Origin of the sequence: Chromohalobacter moromii (assembly GCF_023091865.1) — a bacterium.
Lineage (GTDB): Bacteria > Pseudomonadota > Gammaproteobacteria > Pseudomonadales > Halomonadaceae > Chromohalobacter > Chromohalobacter moromii.
In genome coordinates, this window is record NZ_JAHXDI010000001.1 from 1,365,086 (window position 1) to 1,380,883 (window position 15,798).

The following is a 15,798-nucleotide window of genomic DNA, read 5'->3' on the forward strand; positions in this document are numbered from 1 at the left end:
GTATCGTTACTTCGCCAAGGCTTCGAACTGCGGCAGCACGGTCTCCTTGAGGAAGGGGCGGTAGTGCGCTTCGGTGACGGTGATGGGCGCGGCATCCATGCGGGCGATGGCGTCGGCCAGCGCCGTTTCGTCTTCAAGCGGGACCAAGAAAGCGGCGAGTTCTCCCGAGAGTATTTCGCGCGGACCGGAGGGACAGTCGACGCTGACCACGGGCGTTCCCAGCAGCAGCGATTCGATGAGCGCGCGTGGTAGCCCTTCGGCGTCCGAGGTCAGGATCAAGGCCTTGGCGTTGCGAATGAACGGGTAGGGGTTGGTTTGATAGCCCGGCAGGATAACGCGTTCGGCGAGTCCCATGTCTTCTATCATCGCGCGAAGATTGGCTTCTTCATCGCCCTTACCCTTGCCCAACAGGACCAGCGGGGTCGTCACGCCGCTGGTTTTATAGGCGCGCAGCAAGCGGTCATGGCGCTTGCGGGCTTCAAACGTGCCGACATTGATCAGGTACTCGCCGTCCGGCACTGGCGCCGATTCCTCGGCCATGCGCAGGAAGGGCTCTCGCTCGTAAGGATTGTAGATAGCGCGAATCTCGGCGGGTTGGAGGCCGATGACGTTGAGCAAGTTATCCTTGACGCCCTGTGAGACAGCGACGACGTTGCGTCCACTATAGAAGCGATGCACCTTGTTGAAGGCTTTGGTGCGCTGGGCCGGACTGCGCGCCATCGAATGCCGTGGAGTCGGCGTGGCCCTCAACCCCTTCAATCCGTTGGGGTCACTGCTGGCCATGGAACATCTCGACCGGGGCGAGTCCGGTGCGGATTACTTTCGCCGCCAGGAAGAAGAAGCACGCTTGGCGTTCCTGCAACGCGTCTGTGACGACGCCGTGGCCCTGATTCGTCACGGCTACTATCATCGCGATTTTCATTATGGCAACTTGCTGCTCGATGACGCTGGCGAGATCGTCTGGATCGACACCCACGTCAAACGTCTGCCTCAAGATGCCCGCCAACGCCGCCAGACCATTGTGGCCATGCTTAGCCCCACGAAATTGCAAGGCGAGCGCTACCGAGCATTCGCCGAAGCGTATTTGATTCGCCAACTCGCGCTATAGGGATTAGCCCCCACCAGGGAAGACATTCATGCCAACGCCCAAACGCTTTGCCTTCGTCATTGCCGATCTATACGGCGGCGGCGCAGAAAAATCGCTGCTTTATACGGCCGACGGTCTTCGCCAGCGCGGCCACGTCGTCAAGGTCTTCATCCTGCGCGACAAGATCGAGCACCGCCTGCCGGAAGGATTGGAGATCGAGAATCTCGGAGTTATCAATCGCTTCAGCAAGCTATTCTCCTCCATATGGGTGGAAAAGTGGCAAGCCAAACGTATCGCACGCGCATTAAGCACTTTCGGTCCGGATGTCGTGCTGTCATGTTCTTGCGACAAGATCACTCGACATCTGACATTCCCCAACCTGTGGTTCTGGATCAAGAGCGATATCTCGGCGAAATTCAGCGATCCCGGTAAGCGGATGCAGGCATTGGCTCGCCATTCCTTGAGCGCATCGAAACCGCCCAGCAGGCGTTTCTCCAGGATGTCGCGAATCCACCACTTGATGGGGTGGCGCCGCACCGTGTATTTGTCGGCTACCAGTTTGAATAGCGTATTCGACGCCGCATCGAGAAAGAAGCGACTGCTGCCCACCGCTTCCATTTGTCGTGTCGTGCCGGGTTGCGACAACATGAGGCGGGAAGTAAACGCAAAGCGTGTGCGCATGTAATACCAGCGCGCAACGCCATTGAGCGAGACACGATACAACGGCATGAGTGGCGATCCGCCTCGTTCGGAAAACAAGGCGCTAATCCTCGGGAAGCGGGGGAAGGTTGTCAAGGCGATGTCATGACAGGACTGGCGCCTGCCGTGGCGGCTGGTTAACGTACGCTCAGAGATATCCCCGGATGAGGAAGATGCCATGCTGACGCCTGTGATTCTCGCTGGCGGTAATGGAACGCGTCTGTGGCCGCTATCGCGTCGCGATACGCCCAAGCAATTCCTGGCGCTGCTTGGCGAGCGGAGCCTGCTGCAAGCGACGCTTTTGCGCTTGGAGGGGCTCGACGTGGCTTGTCCCATCGTTGTCTGCGCGGATGCCCATCGTTTTTTGGTCGCCGAGCAGTTGCGTGAAATCGACTGTGAGGCGGATATCGTGCTCGAACCCGAGGGGCGCGACACCGCACCGGCTATCGCCATGGCGGCGCTTTGCCAGCAGGCACGTGAAGACAGCGCGAACCGTGACGCGCCTCTGTTGGTATTGCCTTCCGACCACCACCTCGAAGAGGTGGCGGCGTTCCACGAAGTAGTGAAGACGGCGCTGCCGGCGGCGGGGCGAGGTGACTTGGTGACGTTTGGCATCGTGCCGACGCGAGCAGAAACCGGCTATGGCTATCTGGAGGTCGCCGATGTCACGGCGGGCTTGCAACCGCTTGTACGTTTCGTGGAGAAACCGGATGCCGCCCGCGCGCATGAATTTGCGCATGACGGCCATCATCTCTGGAACAGCGGCATGTTCTTGTTGCGCGGTGATCGTTACCTCGAAGAGCTGAGACATTGGCGCCCGGCCATGCATGCCTCGGTGGAGAAGGCATGGGCCGGACGCGGCGCAGACCTCGATTTTCTACGTCCCGAGGCGGGCGCATTCGCCGAATGCGATGCCGAATCCATCGACTACGCCGTCATGGAACATACCCGAGCCGGTGTCGTCGTCCCTCTGGCGGCGGGATGGTCGGATGTTGGTTCCTACCAAGCATTGTGGGACGTTGCGTCGAAAGACGATGACGGCAACCTGCTGCGCGGCGACGTCATCGCGGAAGACACGCGAGACGCCTGGGTACAGTCGCAGTCGCGCCTGGTCGCGACGCTCGGGATCTCGGATCTGGTCGTCGTCGAAACCGCTGACGCCGTGCTGGTAGGGGATCGCCACCGCGTCCAAGAGGTCAAAACCCTGGTCGCGCGTCTGCAATCGCTCGGGCGTCAGGAAGGTATCGCCCATCGGCGTGCCTATCGCCCGTGGGGCAGTTACGAATGCGTCGAGCAGGGCGCACGCTTTCAGGTCAAGCATATTCGCGTACATCCTGGCGCCCGCCTATCGTTGCAGCGCCATCATCATCGCGCCGAGCACTGGATCGTTGTCTCGGGCACGGCACGTGTCACCCGGGGAGACGAGATCTTCCTGTTGGGTGAAAACCAGTCCGCATACATCCCACTGGGCATCGCACATCGTCTGGAAAATCCCGGCCGCATCGAATTGGAACTCATCGAAGTGCAAAGCGGCGCCTATCTCGGTGAGGACGATATCGTGCGCCTCGATGACGATTATCGGCGCGACTGATAGAGAACGTTTTGTATCAGGAGCCATGATCAAGCGGAGAGACTTAATCAGCCCTTAAGGTATCGAGTCTATCCTACTAGCTTCTTTGTAAATTTGGACGTGTTGACAAAATGGCTGATCTAGATAAATGGAATGGAACAGGTCTCGTACGTTTAAATAAAGCTCTTTTTTGTTCTCTAAAAGGCTTGAGTGCTGCCTGGGTGCATGAGTCGGCATTTCGTCAAGAATTAGTGGTCCTTGCATTGTTGATGCCAATTCCTACCTTTGGGGATTACTTGCCTATAGAAAAAGCGATGATGGGGGCATCTCTCATCTTGCTATTGGTAGTGGAGCTTATAAATTCAGCTATTGAAGCTGTTGTGGATCGCGTGGGAACGCAATGGCATACATTAAGCGGCCGAGCCAAGGATCTTGGGTCAGCATCGGTTTTTATGACATTTTTGCTTGTTGTTTGGGTCTGGTTTAATATTTTAATGAAGTGATTTCAGTCATCTAGTGGTCGTTTGAAGTGTACCTTGTTACGTCACTTTGAAAGACTTTAAAGGAGTGAAGCGGCCATACTGTTAAAATGCTTGCAATAAGTATTGCGAAGTAAATGGAAGAGCTTTTATTGGTTTGGTGCTGAGAAAATTGGTGCAAAAATAGATAGAAAAAAAGGCAAGCCCATCCTGTCCCTAAAAACACCCCGCCGACAATATCAGTTAACCAGTGCGCATTCAGATAAACTCTAGAAAAGCATATAAGGAACAGTAATGAAAAGATGGTGAGGCCAGTCAATATTCTGTGTTTAACATTAAAGTGATGAGTAAATAGGAGGAGGATGCACAAGTAGAGCGTTATGTTTAATGTGGTGTGACCACTCGGAAAAGAAAAAGTCTCCCAGTTTTCATACAGCCCCACCATTGGGCGACTTTCATGTATTAAAAACTTCAGTAGAGGAACCGTTAAAGATATGCTGGTCATGGTTAAGGCTAAAAGTATAGCGGGTGCTTTTTCTTTCCTTACGAGCATGGATATTACTATTGCTGAGGATATTATGCCCACTACGATGCCATCACCAAGTTCAGTTATGCTTAGCATGAAGTTGAATAGAAAAGAACTCTGGTGCTGTGCAAAGAGGTTGTGTATGGTTCCATTTATTCCAGTAAACCAATTAGTAGTTTTAACTATCAATGATAGTATCAAGAAGAGTGAAAAGCATGTTGCTGAAAGTATCAAGAAAGATCTTGGTGATCTTGATGAATTGCCAGATACAGCGATTGTCTTTTTCATTTTAAAGCTCAGGTTGGAGGTGTTAAGGGGTTTTGTTTCTATAATGTTAAGAGAGGCTTAAAGCCTCTCTTTGACGGGATTTTAGGGTGGTGATGACTATTTTGTCGTGGGAGCTTCGTATAGCGGCGCAGATTTTTTATTTCCTGGGCACTGAGAAAAAGCGCTTCCGGGAAGAAGCCACCAATGATCACTGTTCTGAATACCCAGATCATGCTTTTCGGATTGATCGATACAAGCTTCCCCTTTTGCCTGATCTGCTCGTGTTAATATCCAACGCTCATCGGGAGACTGTTTAACCCATGCGTAAGCACGTTGTAATTGTTTTTCTAATGGGGTTTTAAAGCCGAATTGCACGACGGGTTGTTGTGCTTGTAGCACAAATTCTTCATCGAAATCCGGGAGCGCCAATGAAGCGTTTTTTCCTGTTATGCGCTGAACATTTTGCATCATATCGTGAGGCGACCTGGCCGTATTCATTAGTACATAGCCCCATGTAGACCATGAAACCCAGAAGGCCAGCATCCATATTACAAATATCAACATTCCACGGTGCGGTTTTAACCAGAGGATGAGGGGGATAGACAGCGCACCAATCGTCATCCACCAATTCCAAGGCACTACTCCATAGTGCTGCGATAATTCGTTTAGGCTACTGACTCCATAACCACCTAAGACTCCTGCAGTTAGTAAAGTGCCTGAAATGGCAATGATAGTAAATGTTGCCAGATAATTGAGACCCTTTTGTTGCAATAGGCCGGGTATGGACGGCGCGACCGCCCATATTAACAATGGGATTGTAGGCAATATATAAACGCCTCGTTTGCCTGGCGACAACGAAAAAAACAGAAGGATCAGCAATATTGCGCTTAAAGGCATCCAAATCTTAGCATCGCGTCTTCTCAATCGACGCTGCCAGTGTTTAATAAGCCATGGGAAGGCCAGTATTAGAGGTAGCCATGCCCAAGGAATGACACTGGCTAGATAGTAATACCAAGGGTTCAAGTGATGCCATGAATTGGCATATCTTTCGCCCGTCTGTTTGAAAAGGATATTATCCCGATAAGCTGTGAGACTTGAATCGTCTCCAAATGTGGCGATCAAGACCATGGGCACGACCCACAAGCTAACCGTCAAGATAAGTAATGAAAAACCCTTTATATACTGTTTCCATGCAGGGTGATGCACTACTCCTTGTTTATAGAATAATATCCAGCCGGGTATTAACGCCAAGGGCAGAAAGCCTACCCCCTTGGTCAATATACCGATGCCCATTGCGATCCAACTGACATACCACCAGATATTCTTGGCGTCAATTAATGAATAGCGTAGAAACCCGTAAGCCCCTAACGTAGTAAAAAAAGTGAGAGACATATCTATTTGTGCCGTCCGAGCTTGAAGAGCAAATTGGAACGTGCTCAACAGGGCAACGCCGGCTAATAGTGCGATGCGTATACCGTAGAGTCTTTTCGTTAAATCTGCTACTAAAAAGAGAGTTCCGAAAGCAGCAAGTAGAGACGGGAGCATGAATCCCCAACGGACCGAGCCAGTTAGAGCAATACCTATTGCCATTGCCCACATGAAAATAGGGGGTTTGTCTGGATAAATTTCGCCGGCGCGATGAGGAAACCAAAACTGACCTGTCTTAAGCATTTCAAGCGCATTGAGTGCAAAGCGTGGTTCATCTGCTGGCCATGGATCACGTAGCCCCAGCCCAATCGCTAAAATTACAAAACTACCAAGAAGAAAAAGGCACCAAAAAAACCGATTATGCCGGGCCATCGTCATTGGCAAGGGCAAGAAACGCATAAAGCTATTCACTTTTCGTTGATTTTCGATGTGTTTCATTACGAATTAAGATCATATTACGCATGTAGATAAAAAGCCCTGCTCCCTGACCAACGATAAATACGGGATCTTGTCGATAAATTGCATAAGCAAAAAGCGTGGCGCCTCCGCCTAGGCTTAATATCCAAAACGCGTTGGGCACGATACTGCGTCGCGCCTTCTCACTTGCAATCCACTGGACCAAGAAACGGGCCGAAAAAAAGCCTTGTCCAAGAAATCCAATAATCATCCAGATTAAGTCGGGTTTAAACATGTTTGCCGGAGTCGTTGTCAGTAGGGTATGAATCCACCAGCGGCATTAAATTTGCCGGTAGTCGTGATCGGCGGCGCAACCACATAACACCGAGAATATCTATAATCCCTGCCCAAAGTCTGTCATGTAAACCATAATGTGAGTGTCCGTTTTGACGTTCTCGGTGGTTTACATTCATAGAAATACAGGTCCCTCCCTGCGCTTGAATAAGCGCAGGTATAAAGCGGTGCATATGGTTAAAATATGGCAGTTTAAGAAACGCATTTTTGTTTATTAATTTAAGGCCACACCCGGTGTCGGGTGTTGAATCATTCAGTAGTTTGCTCCTGATACGGTTGGCGATTTTTGAAGAAAACCTCTTATGCCAAATATCACGTCTTTTATTGCGGTGCCCAGCAATTACCGTGACTGTGTTAGTGCTCGCATATTGATAAAGGATAGGTATGTCTGCCGGGTCGTTTTGTCCATCGGCATCGATAGTCGCCAACCAATCCCCTTCCGCTAGCCTTGCCGCTTGCCAGATAGACGTGCTTTGTCCGGAGCTTTTGTGGTGGCGGTATGCGCGTAGCCGTGGATTTTTCCTGGCTTCATTTGCAAGCCAATTTTGGGTGTCATCTATAGAGCCATCATCGATAACGATGATTTCGTGTTCAATTGAAACAAGTGCCTGATCAATTTCATCAAGCAACGTTGGTAAGTTTTCAACTTCATCTTTTGCAGGAATGATGACTGATAGTGTTTTTGGTCGCATGATTGCATATATAAAGTAGTGGCTTTGTCTTGATTATAAATATTTTTTCTTAAGGTATTCTTAAGCCTTTTGATGAATTTATTTGTTGCGCGTAAGCATGACTTAAGAAGTGGGGTGACATCATGAAGTATCCTTGTTATATATAAAGTTGATGTGCACATGCTCCCCAGAACTTTTTTAAAATACAGTGAATCACCTTGGGTGCCCTTGTTGAAGATGTGGGTTTTATTCACCCTGTTAATTATTGCAATAGCTTATTTTGAATTAGATTTTAGGACGGCTGATGCCGTTTACACGATGGAGGGAGGGGATTGGACGTTATCGGATTTCTGGCTGACTAAGTATGTTCTGCATGATATAGGGAAACGCTTTAGTATATCTATAGGTGTAGTGGTCTTGGTGGCAATTGTTGCAACCTTCTTTGTGGGGGCAATGAAAAGTCTGCGTCGTCCTTTGGTGTATCTCTTTGTATCAGTTGCACTTTCCGCATTAATAGTTTCTTCTATAAAGAACAGCATTAATGTGGCATGTCCTTGGGATTTAGTACGCTACGGAGGGAATATTCCTTACGTTGGTTTTTTCCAAGAGTGGCCTTCTAAGTTTCCAGATATTGCATGCTTTCCTGCCGGGCATGCTAGTGCGGGTTATGCCTGGATTGCCTTGTACTTCTTTTTCGACTACCTCTTTGTCTCTTCTAAGTGGAGACGTTTAGGTGCAGGGGGGGCTATGTCTATGGGCCTTCTTTTTGGTATTGATCAGCAAGTTCGTGGGGCTCATTTTTTGTCGCATGATTTGTGGACATTGATGATTAGTTTTAGTGTTTCCCGAATATTGGCGTATCTGTTTTTTGGTTTAATTAAAAATCGAAAAGTCGCTGTTGGTGATCTTGTTAATTCTTGAGGTGAGGTCGTTTATGTATAATTTATTTTCAAGGCTGAGCTTCCTGCGTCCGGTTTTGACGACGGACTTCCTGACCTTTTTGGTGAGCCTTGGTGCTACATTGTTTTATAATACGCCTTTTTGGGATGAGGTTTTTGATTATATCTCTCCAGTAGGAATAATGGACTGGTTGCTTTTGCTCGAGTATGGGGTTGTTCTTACTTTTTTGCAGTTTTTTGTATTTGTCTTTTTAGTGAATCGTTGGCTGGCGAAACCTTTTCTTGTCGCCATAATATGTTTGGCAGCGGCCGTTAACTTTTATACAAGCCGTTATGGCGTATACTTCAATACCGATATGGTGAACAACGTTCTGCAGACGGATACCAAGGAAGCTGGTGAGCTGTTTACTTGGGGGTTCCTTGGATACATGATTGTTTATGCCGCTATTCCTTCACTGTTTGTTATCTGGGTGCGTATAAAAAGAGAGAGCCTTTTGAGGTCTGTTTTGAGACGCGCAGTGGTGGTGCTAGCAAGCACCCTGGTATTGAGCGGCTTCATTTTACTGACATTTCAAAGCGTGTCGGCGTTGATGAGGACGCATCATGAGCTGCGTTTCTTGGTCACTCCGGGTAACGCGATAGTCTCTGCTGTTCAAGCTTTAGCTCCTGCACAAGCTCCTCTGCCTGATAAGAAAATTCCGCTTGAGAGCGATGCGAAACTGGCAGACGCGGCATCGAATGGCAATAGCAAGCCTAAGCTGCTCGTCATTGTGGTCGGGGAGACGATGCGGGCTGCCAATTGGGGTCTCAATGGCTATGAGAGGCAGACAACACCGAAGTTGAATGATCGCAACGTGATCAATTTTCCTCATGTAACATCTTGTGGCACAAGCACGGCAGTTTCTTTACCTTGCATGTTCTCTCCGCTTGGTCACGATGACTATGACGAGCGCTATATTAAAAGTCATGAGTCACTTCTTGATGTGTTAAAGCATGCCGGTATCGATGTGGAATGGATTGATAACCAATCGGGATGCAAAGGAGTCTGCGAAGGCGTTAAAAATGAGACACTGTCCCAGCAGGGTTTTCCTGGTCTTTGTGCATCGGGCCGCTGCTATGATGAGGCTCTTGCCGAGCGTTTAAAAGATGAGTTGAAGAAAACTTCGGGTTCTAACGATGACAAAGTCATTGTCTTGCACCAGTTAGGCAATCATGGCCCTAGTTATTACCAGCGTTATCCTGAGGCTTTTAGCAGGTTTGTCCCGGTATGTAAAACTGCTGATTTAAACAAGTGCCAAAAAAATGAGATTGTAAATGCATATGACAATGGCGTTCTTTACACCGATAGTGTCTTAGATAGTCTGATTGCCGCCTTAAAATATCAGTCTCAATATTCGGCTGCCATGTTGTATGTGGCTGATCACGGTGAGTCGTTAGGTGAAAATGGTGTTTATTTACATGGATTGCCTTACTCAATCGCACCGAAAGAACAAACGCATGTACCCATGACGTGGTGGTTGGATAAGGGTTTTATTGGCTCCACGGGACTGGATGATGATTGTTTATATAAAAATGCAGACGGTAAATATAGTCATGCCAATTTGTTTTCAAGCATCCTGGGGTTGATGCAAGTAGCAACATCGGTCTATAAGCCCGATCAAGACATAACATCGGCGTGTCGTACATGACTTTAAAATCTTACCTACAGTGGCACCGAGCTGGGGAGTGTATGATGGTTTATAGATTTCAGTATGATGTGTTAGCAAGGCCTTGTCGGATTGTAAGAAACTTAGCCAAGGCCGTCCGTAGTATAGCTGGCGAGGCTCTCTTTAGATGTTTCTTTTTCGAGGCCTGTATTTTTACTTTATACATTTTTATTGGGACACTCGTTGTGCCTTTTGCACTGGCGCTTGGTTTTTATAAGATCGTCAGGTATGTTCTTGCGAAGGTCGGCGGAGGGGCGTGAATTGAAAGAGCCGCCTTGAGGCGGCTCTTTCAATTATTCTTGGCGTTTTTTTGTTTTTTTACCAGTAAGCATTGCCTTGGCAAGATTTTGTTTTGTTAACTTGCTTGAAATTGTTACACCAACAACATGTAGTATTGCTGCAATAAGAAGGGCGTTTCCTAATATTGGGTGTACAGTTTCTATCAGTGTGTTTTCTTGAAAGGTGTGCGTTGTTAGAAGCCAGCCCAATATTGCTTGCAGGCCAAGTCCTCCTAATAGTAAAAAGACCATGGCGCTGCCGGCGGGATTGTGGCCGTCATAATGTCGTTCATGCCCATGTCGCATGTTTCGTAAATGTTGAAATATTTCTTTTGGTGAGTAAGTGAAATTGATGAACCGTGCGTGTCGAGTCCCTATTATTCCCCATATGATTCGTAATACTATTGCTACGCCTACTGTATACCCTGCCCATTCATGTAGTGTCTGCCATTGGCCAGAGCTCACCCAGGCTGTCATGAATGCTATAGCCAATGTCCAGTGAAGTATCCTTACTATTGGGTCCCAGATCTTTAACTTTTGTGGATGTTCTTCTCTATGCGCCATCAGGTTTCTCCATTCTTGGTATGAAGCAAAAGCCAATAGGTTTGGTCTATTGATTAAGCAGAAGCTATTGGAGGTTATATGGTAAGAAAATATTCTGATGCCTTACTTAAAGAGCGCGGTGGTTCTATGTTCAGGTTGGATAGCGTGTTATCTCGGTTCGAGCCCCCCTCTTGAACAGGCAGTCATGGCGCTTAAGTGATGTGATGATGGCTATATATTCACATGAAAAGCCTGACCAAGAGCGCGGCACAAGCGACCCAGGTGGCAATGATGACACCAGCCGCCAGGCGACTGACTGGTCTAGCGATTGCTTTGTCGGCTGCTTTCCTGTGCTCTTCCATTACTCTGGAGGGGATGAGTCGGACGACTATCAGGATCCCGAGGGGCACGATCACCAGATCGTCCAGATAGCCAAGCACTGGGATGAAATCCGGGATCAAGTCGATGGGTGACACCGCGTACGCAGTGACAACCAGCGCTAGAATTTTAACGACGCACGGTGTGCGCGGGTCGTGCGCGGCAAGCCAGATCGCATGTACGTCCCGCTTGAGTGCGCGCGCCCATTGCTGGGCGCTCAGCAATAGCTTTGTTGTTATAAAGACCATCACTCATCTAGGCCATTGCGGGTGATGATGATCGATCACGAAGGCATGACGATGTCGAGCTCTTGGGTGATGATGAGAGTGGCGATGCGGTTCAGGTCCCTCCCAGCCCTCATGTTCATGCTGGTGGTGGTCGTCATGGTAATGCAGGTGGGAGTGCTCCACAGGAGCATGGCCATGCTCGAGCGCCACCGGGTCCCGTGATGGCCAGACACGGATCGCGAGTGTCGTAGACACCAGCGCGATCGCCCCTAGCAGGGCGAAGGTCTCGATCAGGCCCGCCTGCGACCCGAACCAGCCGGCCAGCGGATAGGAGACCAGCCAGCAGCCATGCGATAGCGAGAACTGCGCGGCGAACAACGCCGGACGGTCCTCGGGCTGGCACGATTGCTTGAGTAGGTGCCCAGTAGGCGTCATGACCAGCGAGGCGCCGGCACCCAGCAAGAACCACAGCCCTAGTAGCCCCACGAACCCGGGTGCCAGCAGGCCAAGAAAGAGGCTTAGTGTCATCAGAACGCCGCCCGCGAGCATGAGCGGACGTTCTCGCGTGCGCTCCAGCACTTTCGGCAGCAGCAGGGCCACCAGCATCGAGCCGCCTCCGACTGCCGCGAAAGCCATGGCCACTGCCTGCGCGCCCAGGCCCAGGGAAGAACGCACGTAGACCACAGTGTTGACGATCTGCATGGCCCCGGCCGCCGAGACCACCATGTTCAGGGCCAGCAGTCCGCGCAGTCGCGGCGTCTTCAGGTAGATCCGCATGCCGTGGGAGACCTTGCGCCACACGCTTGGTACCTCGTCCTCCGTTGCCTTGGGCGACGGCAACATCACCGAGACCACTAGGCCGGCCGAGACCAGGAAGGCCAGGCCATTGAGCAGGAACAATACATCGAAGCTCATCACCATCAATAGCGCCGCGGCGGCCATGGGACTGAGCAGGTTCTCGAGGTCATAGGCGAGCCGCGACAGCGACAGCGCGCGGGTGTACTGCCCCTCGTCCTGGAGCAGGTCCGGAATCGTTGCCTGGAAGACCGGGGTGAAGCCCGCCGAGGCGGCGTTGAGCAGGAAGATCAGCACATAGACCTGCCAGATTTCGGTGACGAAGGGCAGCGCGCAGACCACGGACGCCCGCAGCAGATCCAGGCTGACCAGCAGAGTGCGGCGCGGCAGACGCGAGGCGTAGGCCCCGACCACCGGTGCGATGCCCACATAGGCCAACATCTTGATCGCTAGTGCCGTGCCTAGCACGACTCCTGCCTGCCCGGACGCTAGGTCATGGGCCAGCAATGCCAGGGCGACCGTCGTTAGCCCGGTGCCGGCGAGGGCGGTGACCTGGGCCAGGAACAAATGGCGATAGCGACGGTGACTCAGCACTTCGAGCATGCGACTCTCCTTGCGGCGTGGCGGTCGGTTACAGGCGGCATGTGTAGTAAAAAGTCAGGGGGATGTGCTGTTGCTTGTCTTGGTAAGACCTTGTGGTGTTCAAATCAATGGAAGATGTAGTACATAAGCCTAGCCTTGACGAGCCTGATGCAACTTATTGTGCCTGCCAGGTGATCGTGGCCTCCAACCCATGTTCAGGACGGTTGCGCAGTTGGAGTGTCGCCTGCTGACGCTGAGCCAGTTCGACGACGATGGAGAGTCCCAGCCCGCTGCCGGTGGTGCGTTGGTCTGAGGCGCGACGGAAACGCTCGGTCACCTTCTCGAGCAGGTCTTCGGGGATGCCGGGGCCGCTGTCACGGACGCGGATTTGTGCGCCCCCTTGCGTGGTCTCGCCGAGCTCGACCTCTACATGGCCGCCTTCCGGGGTGTAACGCAGGGCGTTGTCGAGCAGGTTGCGAAACAGGATGCCGACTTCGGTCTCATCGGCATGGACGCGCAATTGTTTGAGACCTTCGAGCGTCAATTGCTGTTGGCGCTCATGAGCGAGGGGCCACAAGTCGGCCATGAGTTCGATGACGATGGGGTAGAGGTCGATCGGAGCGGTGTGACTATCCGGTGTGCGATCCAGCCGCGCCAGGACTAGCAGCTGTTCGACGACGCGTTGCAGGCGTTCGACGCCGGTATAAGCCTTTTGCAGGGATGCTGTCTCCCCAGCCTTGACGTTGTCCAGGTGGATGCGCAACGCGGCCAGCGGGGTGCGCAGCTCATGCGCGGCGTCGGCGGTGAACCGGCGTTCGCGTTCCAGGGTTTCGCCCAGCCGGTCGATGAAGTCGTTCAGCGACTGGTGTAATCCCTCCAACTCGTGGGGAACGTCGAGCTCGATATGCCGAAGGTCGCGGGCATGGCGTCCTTGCACCTGGTCAGATAGACGCCGTATAGGAGTCAGGCCACGGCGAATGATGCGGTTCATCAACCACAACATGAGCGGCAATAGGATCAGCATCGGAATGAGATTGTTCCAGGTGATGCGCTCGACTATTTCACGCTGGAAATTGCTGCGTTGGCCCATGCTGATCCACAGGTCGTGGCGTTCGTCGAACATGCTGAAGACGCGCCAGCGATGGCCGGCATAGTCGACCCAGCGAAAGCCTTCTTCATCGGGGGCAGGGAAAGATCCATCTTGTGTCCATTTTCCCTGGAGTAGGCGTGGTGTTTTGTCGGACTTCCATAGGCCCAGCGCAAGTTTGCGTTCTTCCTCGTGATAAAGCTTGGTCGGCGTGGTGTCATCGCCATCGAGTGCGACGGGCTGGCCATCGTGATAGAGGCGCGCCGGGTAATCGGGGATACTGAGCTGGTTGGCCAGTCGTTTGAACGCGTCATCGCTGGCGTTTTCCGGTAGTTGGCCGGCGACAATGCGGCTGTGGAGGCTGAGTTGGGTGTCGAGCACTTCTTCCAGCTCGTGATCGGTGATCAAATACGAGGCGAGCATCGCCACACCACCGGACACGACGAGTACTAGCGTCAGCGTGCGGAGCAGGTAATAGCGAATGGACGTCATACTGCGCGACGATCCAGGCGATAACCGATACCACGGACGGTCATGATGAGCGACTTGCCGAACTTCTTGCGCAGATGATGAACGTGGACCTCCACGGCATTCGAGGCGACTTCCTCTCCCCAGCCATAGAGCAGGCTTTCCAGCCGAGGGCGCGAGAGCACCTTGTCGGGGTGGCGTGCCAGTTCGAGCAATAGGGCGTATTCGCGGCGCCCCAGCGCGATGTCTTGTCCTTGCCAACTGACGCTGTGACTGGCTTCGTCGATGCTCAAGGCGCCGAGTGTCAGGGTGCGTGACGCGCGGCCCTCGGCGCGCCGCGTGATGACGCGCAGGCGCGCCAGCAACTCCTGTAGATTGAAGGGCTTGAGTACATAATCGTCAGCGCCGGCATCGAGTCCACGAATGCGTTCTTCGACGGCGTCGCGTGCGGTGAGGATGAGTATTGGCAGTCCGGAAGCTTGGCGTAGATGCTGGAGCACTGCCATGCCATCCATGTCGGGCAGCCCCAGATCGAGAATCATGGCGCTGAACGCCTCGTTTTGGGCAGCTTCGATAGCATGATGGCCTTCGGTGAACCAATCCACTGTATAGGCTTCGCGGGTGAGTGCGGTCTTGATGCCATCGCCCAGAAGCGGATCGTCTTCGACCAAGAGTATACGCATGGGGCCTCCTCGGTATTGGCGCCAGCGTAGCATGATGCGTAAAGCTTAAGTCTTTCTTAAGGCGGGGTGAAACCATCGGCCGCTGCACGCCGACGCTGATAGGAATGAATGTGGCCTCGCCATTGGGCTGCAAGGGAAGGATGATTGTGTCGCTCGATGGCCTGTATCACGCGCCGTGCGGCGTGGTTTAGCGCCGTCAAGTGATGGACATGGGGAATGTCCTCGGGCGCTAGGTGCGAATAGCGGGCGCGCTTCGGGGCGGGGTCGACGCTAAGTACGAGCCTGTCTGGCCGCGACGATTCCCGCACCCGCGAGACACATTGGCGCCGTGACCGACTTTCGTTTGCCGTGACGAGGCCGATATCGACATGCAGTGCACCCTCGACGCTCATAGCGTCATTCGTGTCGGTCGATCGCACATGAATCAGCATCTCGATACCGGCGCGCGCCACGGTCTCACGGCAGCATGCTTGTTGTGTCTGACATGTGGCCGCCATGGGCTGGACGCGCGTCGGCATGCCGCGCACCTGTCGCTCGAGTGCGGCCTGGTTCGCGCCCAACGTCCATAACAAGGCACCCCGCGGTAGCAACCAATCGATGAGGGTTTCCGCGAAAGGTGTATCAGCGCCCGTGATGAGAATGCGACGTTCCGACCAATCCATGAGTTACCTGCCG

Annotated in this window: 17 protein-coding genes and 1 pseudogene; 7 read left to right on the plus strand and 11 right to left on the minus strand. The window is 52.2% G+C overall.

Going from position 1 to position 15,798, the window contains the following annotated elements; all coding sequences use genetic code 11:
• Positions 1 to 6 precede the first annotated feature (6 nt).
• Positions 7 to 720, minus strand: coding sequence for a glycosyltransferase (locus KZO83_RS06075; protein ID WP_247620127.1), 714 nt, complete (start codon positions 718 to 720; stop codon positions 7 to 9).
• A 19-nt stretch (positions 721 to 739) separates the two neighbouring features.
• On the opposite strand from KZO83_RS06075, the gene KZO83_RS06080 reads away from it, so the two are divergent.
• From KZO83_RS06080 to KZO83_RS06095, 4 genes are all read left to right on the plus strand, one after another.
• Entirely contained in the window at positions 740 to 1,108 is a 369-nt protein-coding gene (locus KZO83_RS06080) for a protein kinase family protein (protein WP_247620128.1), read from the plus strand.
• 28 nt (positions 1,109 to 1,136) lie between these two features.
• Positions 1,137 to 1,772, plus strand: a complete 636-nt coding sequence (locus KZO83_RS06085) for a glycosyltransferase (protein WP_247620129.1) — start codon at positions 1,137 to 1,139, stop codon at positions 1,770 to 1,772.
• 192 nt (positions 1,773 to 1,964) lie between these two features.
• Positions 1,965 to 3,377 carry a mannose-1-phosphate guanylyltransferase/mannose-6-phosphate isomerase gene (locus KZO83_RS06090; protein WP_178999935.1) on the plus strand — a complete coding sequence of 471 codons (1,413 nt, stop codon included), beginning with the start codon at positions 1,965 to 1,967 and terminating at the stop codon, positions 3,375 to 3,377.
• A gap of 110 nt (positions 3,378 to 3,487) precedes the next feature.
• The gene (locus KZO83_RS06095; RefSeq protein WP_178999936.1) at positions 3,488 to 3,859 is read left to right on the plus strand and encodes a diacylglycerol kinase; all 372 of its coding nucleotides are present in this window, start codon (positions 3,488 to 3,490) and stop codon (positions 3,857 to 3,859) included.
• A gap of 10 nt (positions 3,860 to 3,869) precedes the next feature.
• Here the strand turns inward: KZO83_RS06095 and KZO83_RS16460 are convergent, their stop codons facing one another.
• On the minus strand, positions 3,870 to 4,388 hold the full coding sequence (locus KZO83_RS16460; protein WP_378075902.1) for a phosphatase PAP2 family protein: 519 nt from the start codon (positions 4,386 to 4,388) through the stop codon (positions 3,870 to 3,872).
• On the opposite strand from KZO83_RS16460, the gene KZO83_RS06100 reads away from it, so the two are divergent.
• Positions 4,330 to 4,710, plus strand: a complete 381-nt coding sequence (locus KZO83_RS06100; protein ID WP_246923546.1) for a hypothetical protein — start codon at positions 4,330 to 4,332, stop codon at positions 4,708 to 4,710. The two genes, KZO83_RS16460 and KZO83_RS06100, sit on opposite strands and share 59 nt — an antisense overlap.
• A 35-nt stretch (positions 4,711 to 4,745) precedes the next feature.
• On the opposite strand, the gene KZO83_RS06105 is transcribed toward KZO83_RS06100, so the two are convergent.
• Genes KZO83_RS06105 through KZO83_RS06115 form a run of 3 tightly spaced genes read right to left on the minus strand, consistent with a single transcriptional unit; the run spans position 4,746 to position 7,498 of the window.
• Positions 4,746 to 6,494 carry an ArnT family glycosyltransferase gene (locus KZO83_RS06105; protein ID WP_247620130.1) on the minus strand — a complete coding sequence of 583 codons (1,749 nt, stop codon included), beginning with the start codon at positions 6,492 to 6,494 and terminating at the stop codon, positions 4,746 to 4,748.
• The gene (locus tag KZO83_RS06110; protein ID WP_075368761.1) at positions 6,460 to 6,747 is read right to left on the minus strand and encodes a lipid-A-disaccharide synthase N-terminal domain-containing protein; all 288 of its coding nucleotides are present in this window, start codon (positions 6,745 to 6,747) and stop codon (positions 6,460 to 6,462) included. The genes KZO83_RS06105 and KZO83_RS06110 overlap by 35 nt, the downstream gene beginning before the upstream one ends.
• On the minus strand, positions 6,740 to 7,498 hold the full coding sequence (locus KZO83_RS06115) for a glycosyltransferase family 2 protein (protein ID WP_247620131.1): 759 nt from the start codon (positions 7,496 to 7,498) through the stop codon (positions 6,740 to 6,742). Before KZO83_RS06115 ends, KZO83_RS06110 begins: the two co-directional genes overlap by 8 nt.
• Positions 7,499 to 7,657: 159 nt before the next feature.
• Here KZO83_RS06115 and KZO83_RS06120 point away from each other — a divergent pair, with 159 nt between their 5' ends.
• Together KZO83_RS06120 and KZO83_RS06125 are read left to right on the plus strand one after the other, a co-directional pair.
• Positions 7,658 to 8,398: a phosphatase PAP2 family protein gene (locus KZO83_RS06120; protein WP_247620132.1), complete on the plus strand. Its 741-nt coding sequence runs from the start codon at positions 7,658 to 7,660 to the stop codon at positions 8,396 to 8,398.
• 13 nt (positions 8,399 to 8,411) lie between these two features.
• Positions 8,412 to 10,064, plus strand: a complete 1,653-nt coding sequence (locus KZO83_RS06125) for a phosphoethanolamine transferase (protein ID WP_247620133.1) — start codon at positions 8,412 to 8,414, stop codon at positions 10,062 to 10,064.
• 311 nt (positions 10,065 to 10,375) lie between these two features.
• On the opposite strand, the gene KZO83_RS06130 is transcribed toward KZO83_RS06125, so the two are convergent.
• The 6 genes and pseudogenes from KZO83_RS06130 to KZO83_RS06155 all read right to left on the minus strand — a co-directional run bounded on the left by KZO83_RS06130 (position 10,376) and on the right by KZO83_RS06155 (position 15,785).
• A complete protein-coding gene (locus KZO83_RS06130) occupies positions 10,376 to 10,924 on the minus strand; it encodes a cytochrome b/b6 domain-containing protein (RefSeq protein WP_179000153.1) in 549 nt (182 codons plus the stop codon).
• Positions 10,925 to 11,142: 218 nt separating this feature from the next.
• Positions 11,143 to 11,514: pseudogene (locus KZO83_RS06135) on the minus strand (YkvA family protein); the annotation flags it as partial.
• 18 nt (positions 11,515 to 11,532) lie between these two features.
• Complete coding sequence (locus KZO83_RS06140; protein ID WP_246923567.1) at positions 11,533 to 12,906, minus strand: MFS transporter; 1,374 nt, start codon at positions 12,904 to 12,906, stop codon at positions 11,533 to 11,535.
• Positions 12,907 to 13,060: 154 nt separating this feature from the next.
• Positions 13,061 to 14,464 (minus strand): sensor histidine kinase, encoded by a 1,404-nt coding sequence (locus KZO83_RS06145; RefSeq protein ID WP_247620134.1) that lies wholly within the window; start codon positions 14,462 to 14,464, stop codon positions 13,061 to 13,063.
• Positions 14,461 to 15,123, minus strand: a complete 663-nt coding sequence (locus tag KZO83_RS06150) for a response regulator (RefSeq protein ID WP_179000150.1) — start codon at positions 15,121 to 15,123, stop codon at positions 14,461 to 14,463. The genes KZO83_RS06145 and KZO83_RS06150 overlap by 4 nt, the downstream gene beginning before the upstream one ends.
• A 56-nt stretch (positions 15,124 to 15,179) precedes the next feature.
• Positions 15,180 to 15,785: a hypothetical protein gene (locus KZO83_RS06155; protein WP_247620135.1), complete on the minus strand. Its 606-nt coding sequence runs from the start codon at positions 15,783 to 15,785 to the stop codon at positions 15,180 to 15,182.
• Positions 15,786 to 15,798: the final 13 nt, after the last annotated feature.

What these genes read in the sequence shown, in the direction of transcription:
- KZO83_RS06075 (WP_247620127.1), bottom strand. Translation starts at nt 720, where the DNA reads ATGGCGCGCAGTCCGGCCCAGCGCACCAAAGCCTTCAACAAGGTGCAT.
- KZO83_RS06085 (WP_247620129.1), top strand. Translation starts at nt 1,137, where the DNA reads ATGCCAACGCCCAAACGCTTTGCCTTCGTCATTGCCGATCTATACGGC.
- KZO83_RS06090 (WP_178999935.1), top strand. Translation starts at nt 1,965, where the DNA reads ATGCTGACGCCTGTGATTCTCGCTGGCGGTAATGGAACGCGTCTGTGG.
- KZO83_RS06095 (WP_178999936.1), top strand. Translation starts at nt 3,488, where the DNA reads ATGGCTGATCTAGATAAATGGAATGGAACAGGTCTCGTACGTTTAAAT.
- KZO83_RS06100 (WP_246923546.1), top strand. Translation starts at nt 4,330, where the DNA reads ATGCTGGTCATGGTTAAGGCTAAAAGTATAGCGGGTGCTTTTTCTTTC.
- KZO83_RS16460 (WP_378075902.1), bottom strand. Translation starts at nt 4,388, where the DNA reads ATGCTCGTAAGGAAAGAAAAAGCACCCGCTATACTTTTAGCCTTAACC.
- KZO83_RS06105 (WP_247620130.1), bottom strand. Translation starts at nt 6,494, where the DNA reads ATGAAACACATCGAAAATCAACGAAAAGTGAATAGCTTTATGCGTTTC.
- KZO83_RS06110 (WP_075368761.1), bottom strand. Translation starts at nt 6,747, where the DNA reads ATGTTTAAACCCGACTTAATCTGGATGATTATTGGATTTCTTGGACAA.
- KZO83_RS06115 (WP_247620131.1), bottom strand. Translation starts at nt 7,498, where the DNA reads ATGCGACCAAAAACACTATCAGTCATCATTCCTGCAAAAGATGAAGTT.
- KZO83_RS06120 (WP_247620132.1), top strand. Translation starts at nt 7,658, where the DNA reads ATGCTCCCCAGAACTTTTTTAAAATACAGTGAATCACCTTGGGTGCCC.
- KZO83_RS06125 (WP_247620133.1), top strand. Translation starts at nt 8,412, where the DNA reads ATGTATAATTTATTTTCAAGGCTGAGCTTCCTGCGTCCGGTTTTGACG.
- KZO83_RS06130 (WP_179000153.1), bottom strand. Translation starts at nt 10,924, where the DNA reads ATGGCGCATAGAGAAGAACATCCACAAAAGTTAAAGATCTGGGACCCA.
- KZO83_RS06140 (WP_246923567.1), bottom strand. Translation starts at nt 12,906, where the DNA reads ATGCTCGAAGTGCTGAGTCACCGTCGCTATCGCCATTTGTTCCTGGCC.
- KZO83_RS06145 (WP_247620134.1), bottom strand. Translation starts at nt 14,464, where the DNA reads ATGACGTCCATTCGCTATTACCTGCTCCGCACGCTGACGCTAGTACTC.
- KZO83_RS06150 (WP_179000150.1), bottom strand. Translation starts at nt 15,123, where the DNA reads ATGCGTATACTCTTGGTCGAAGACGATCCGCTTCTGGGCGATGGCATC.
- KZO83_RS06155 (WP_247620135.1), bottom strand. Translation starts at nt 15,785, where the DNA reads ATGGATTGGTCGGAACGTCGCATTCTCATCACGGGCGCTGATACACCT.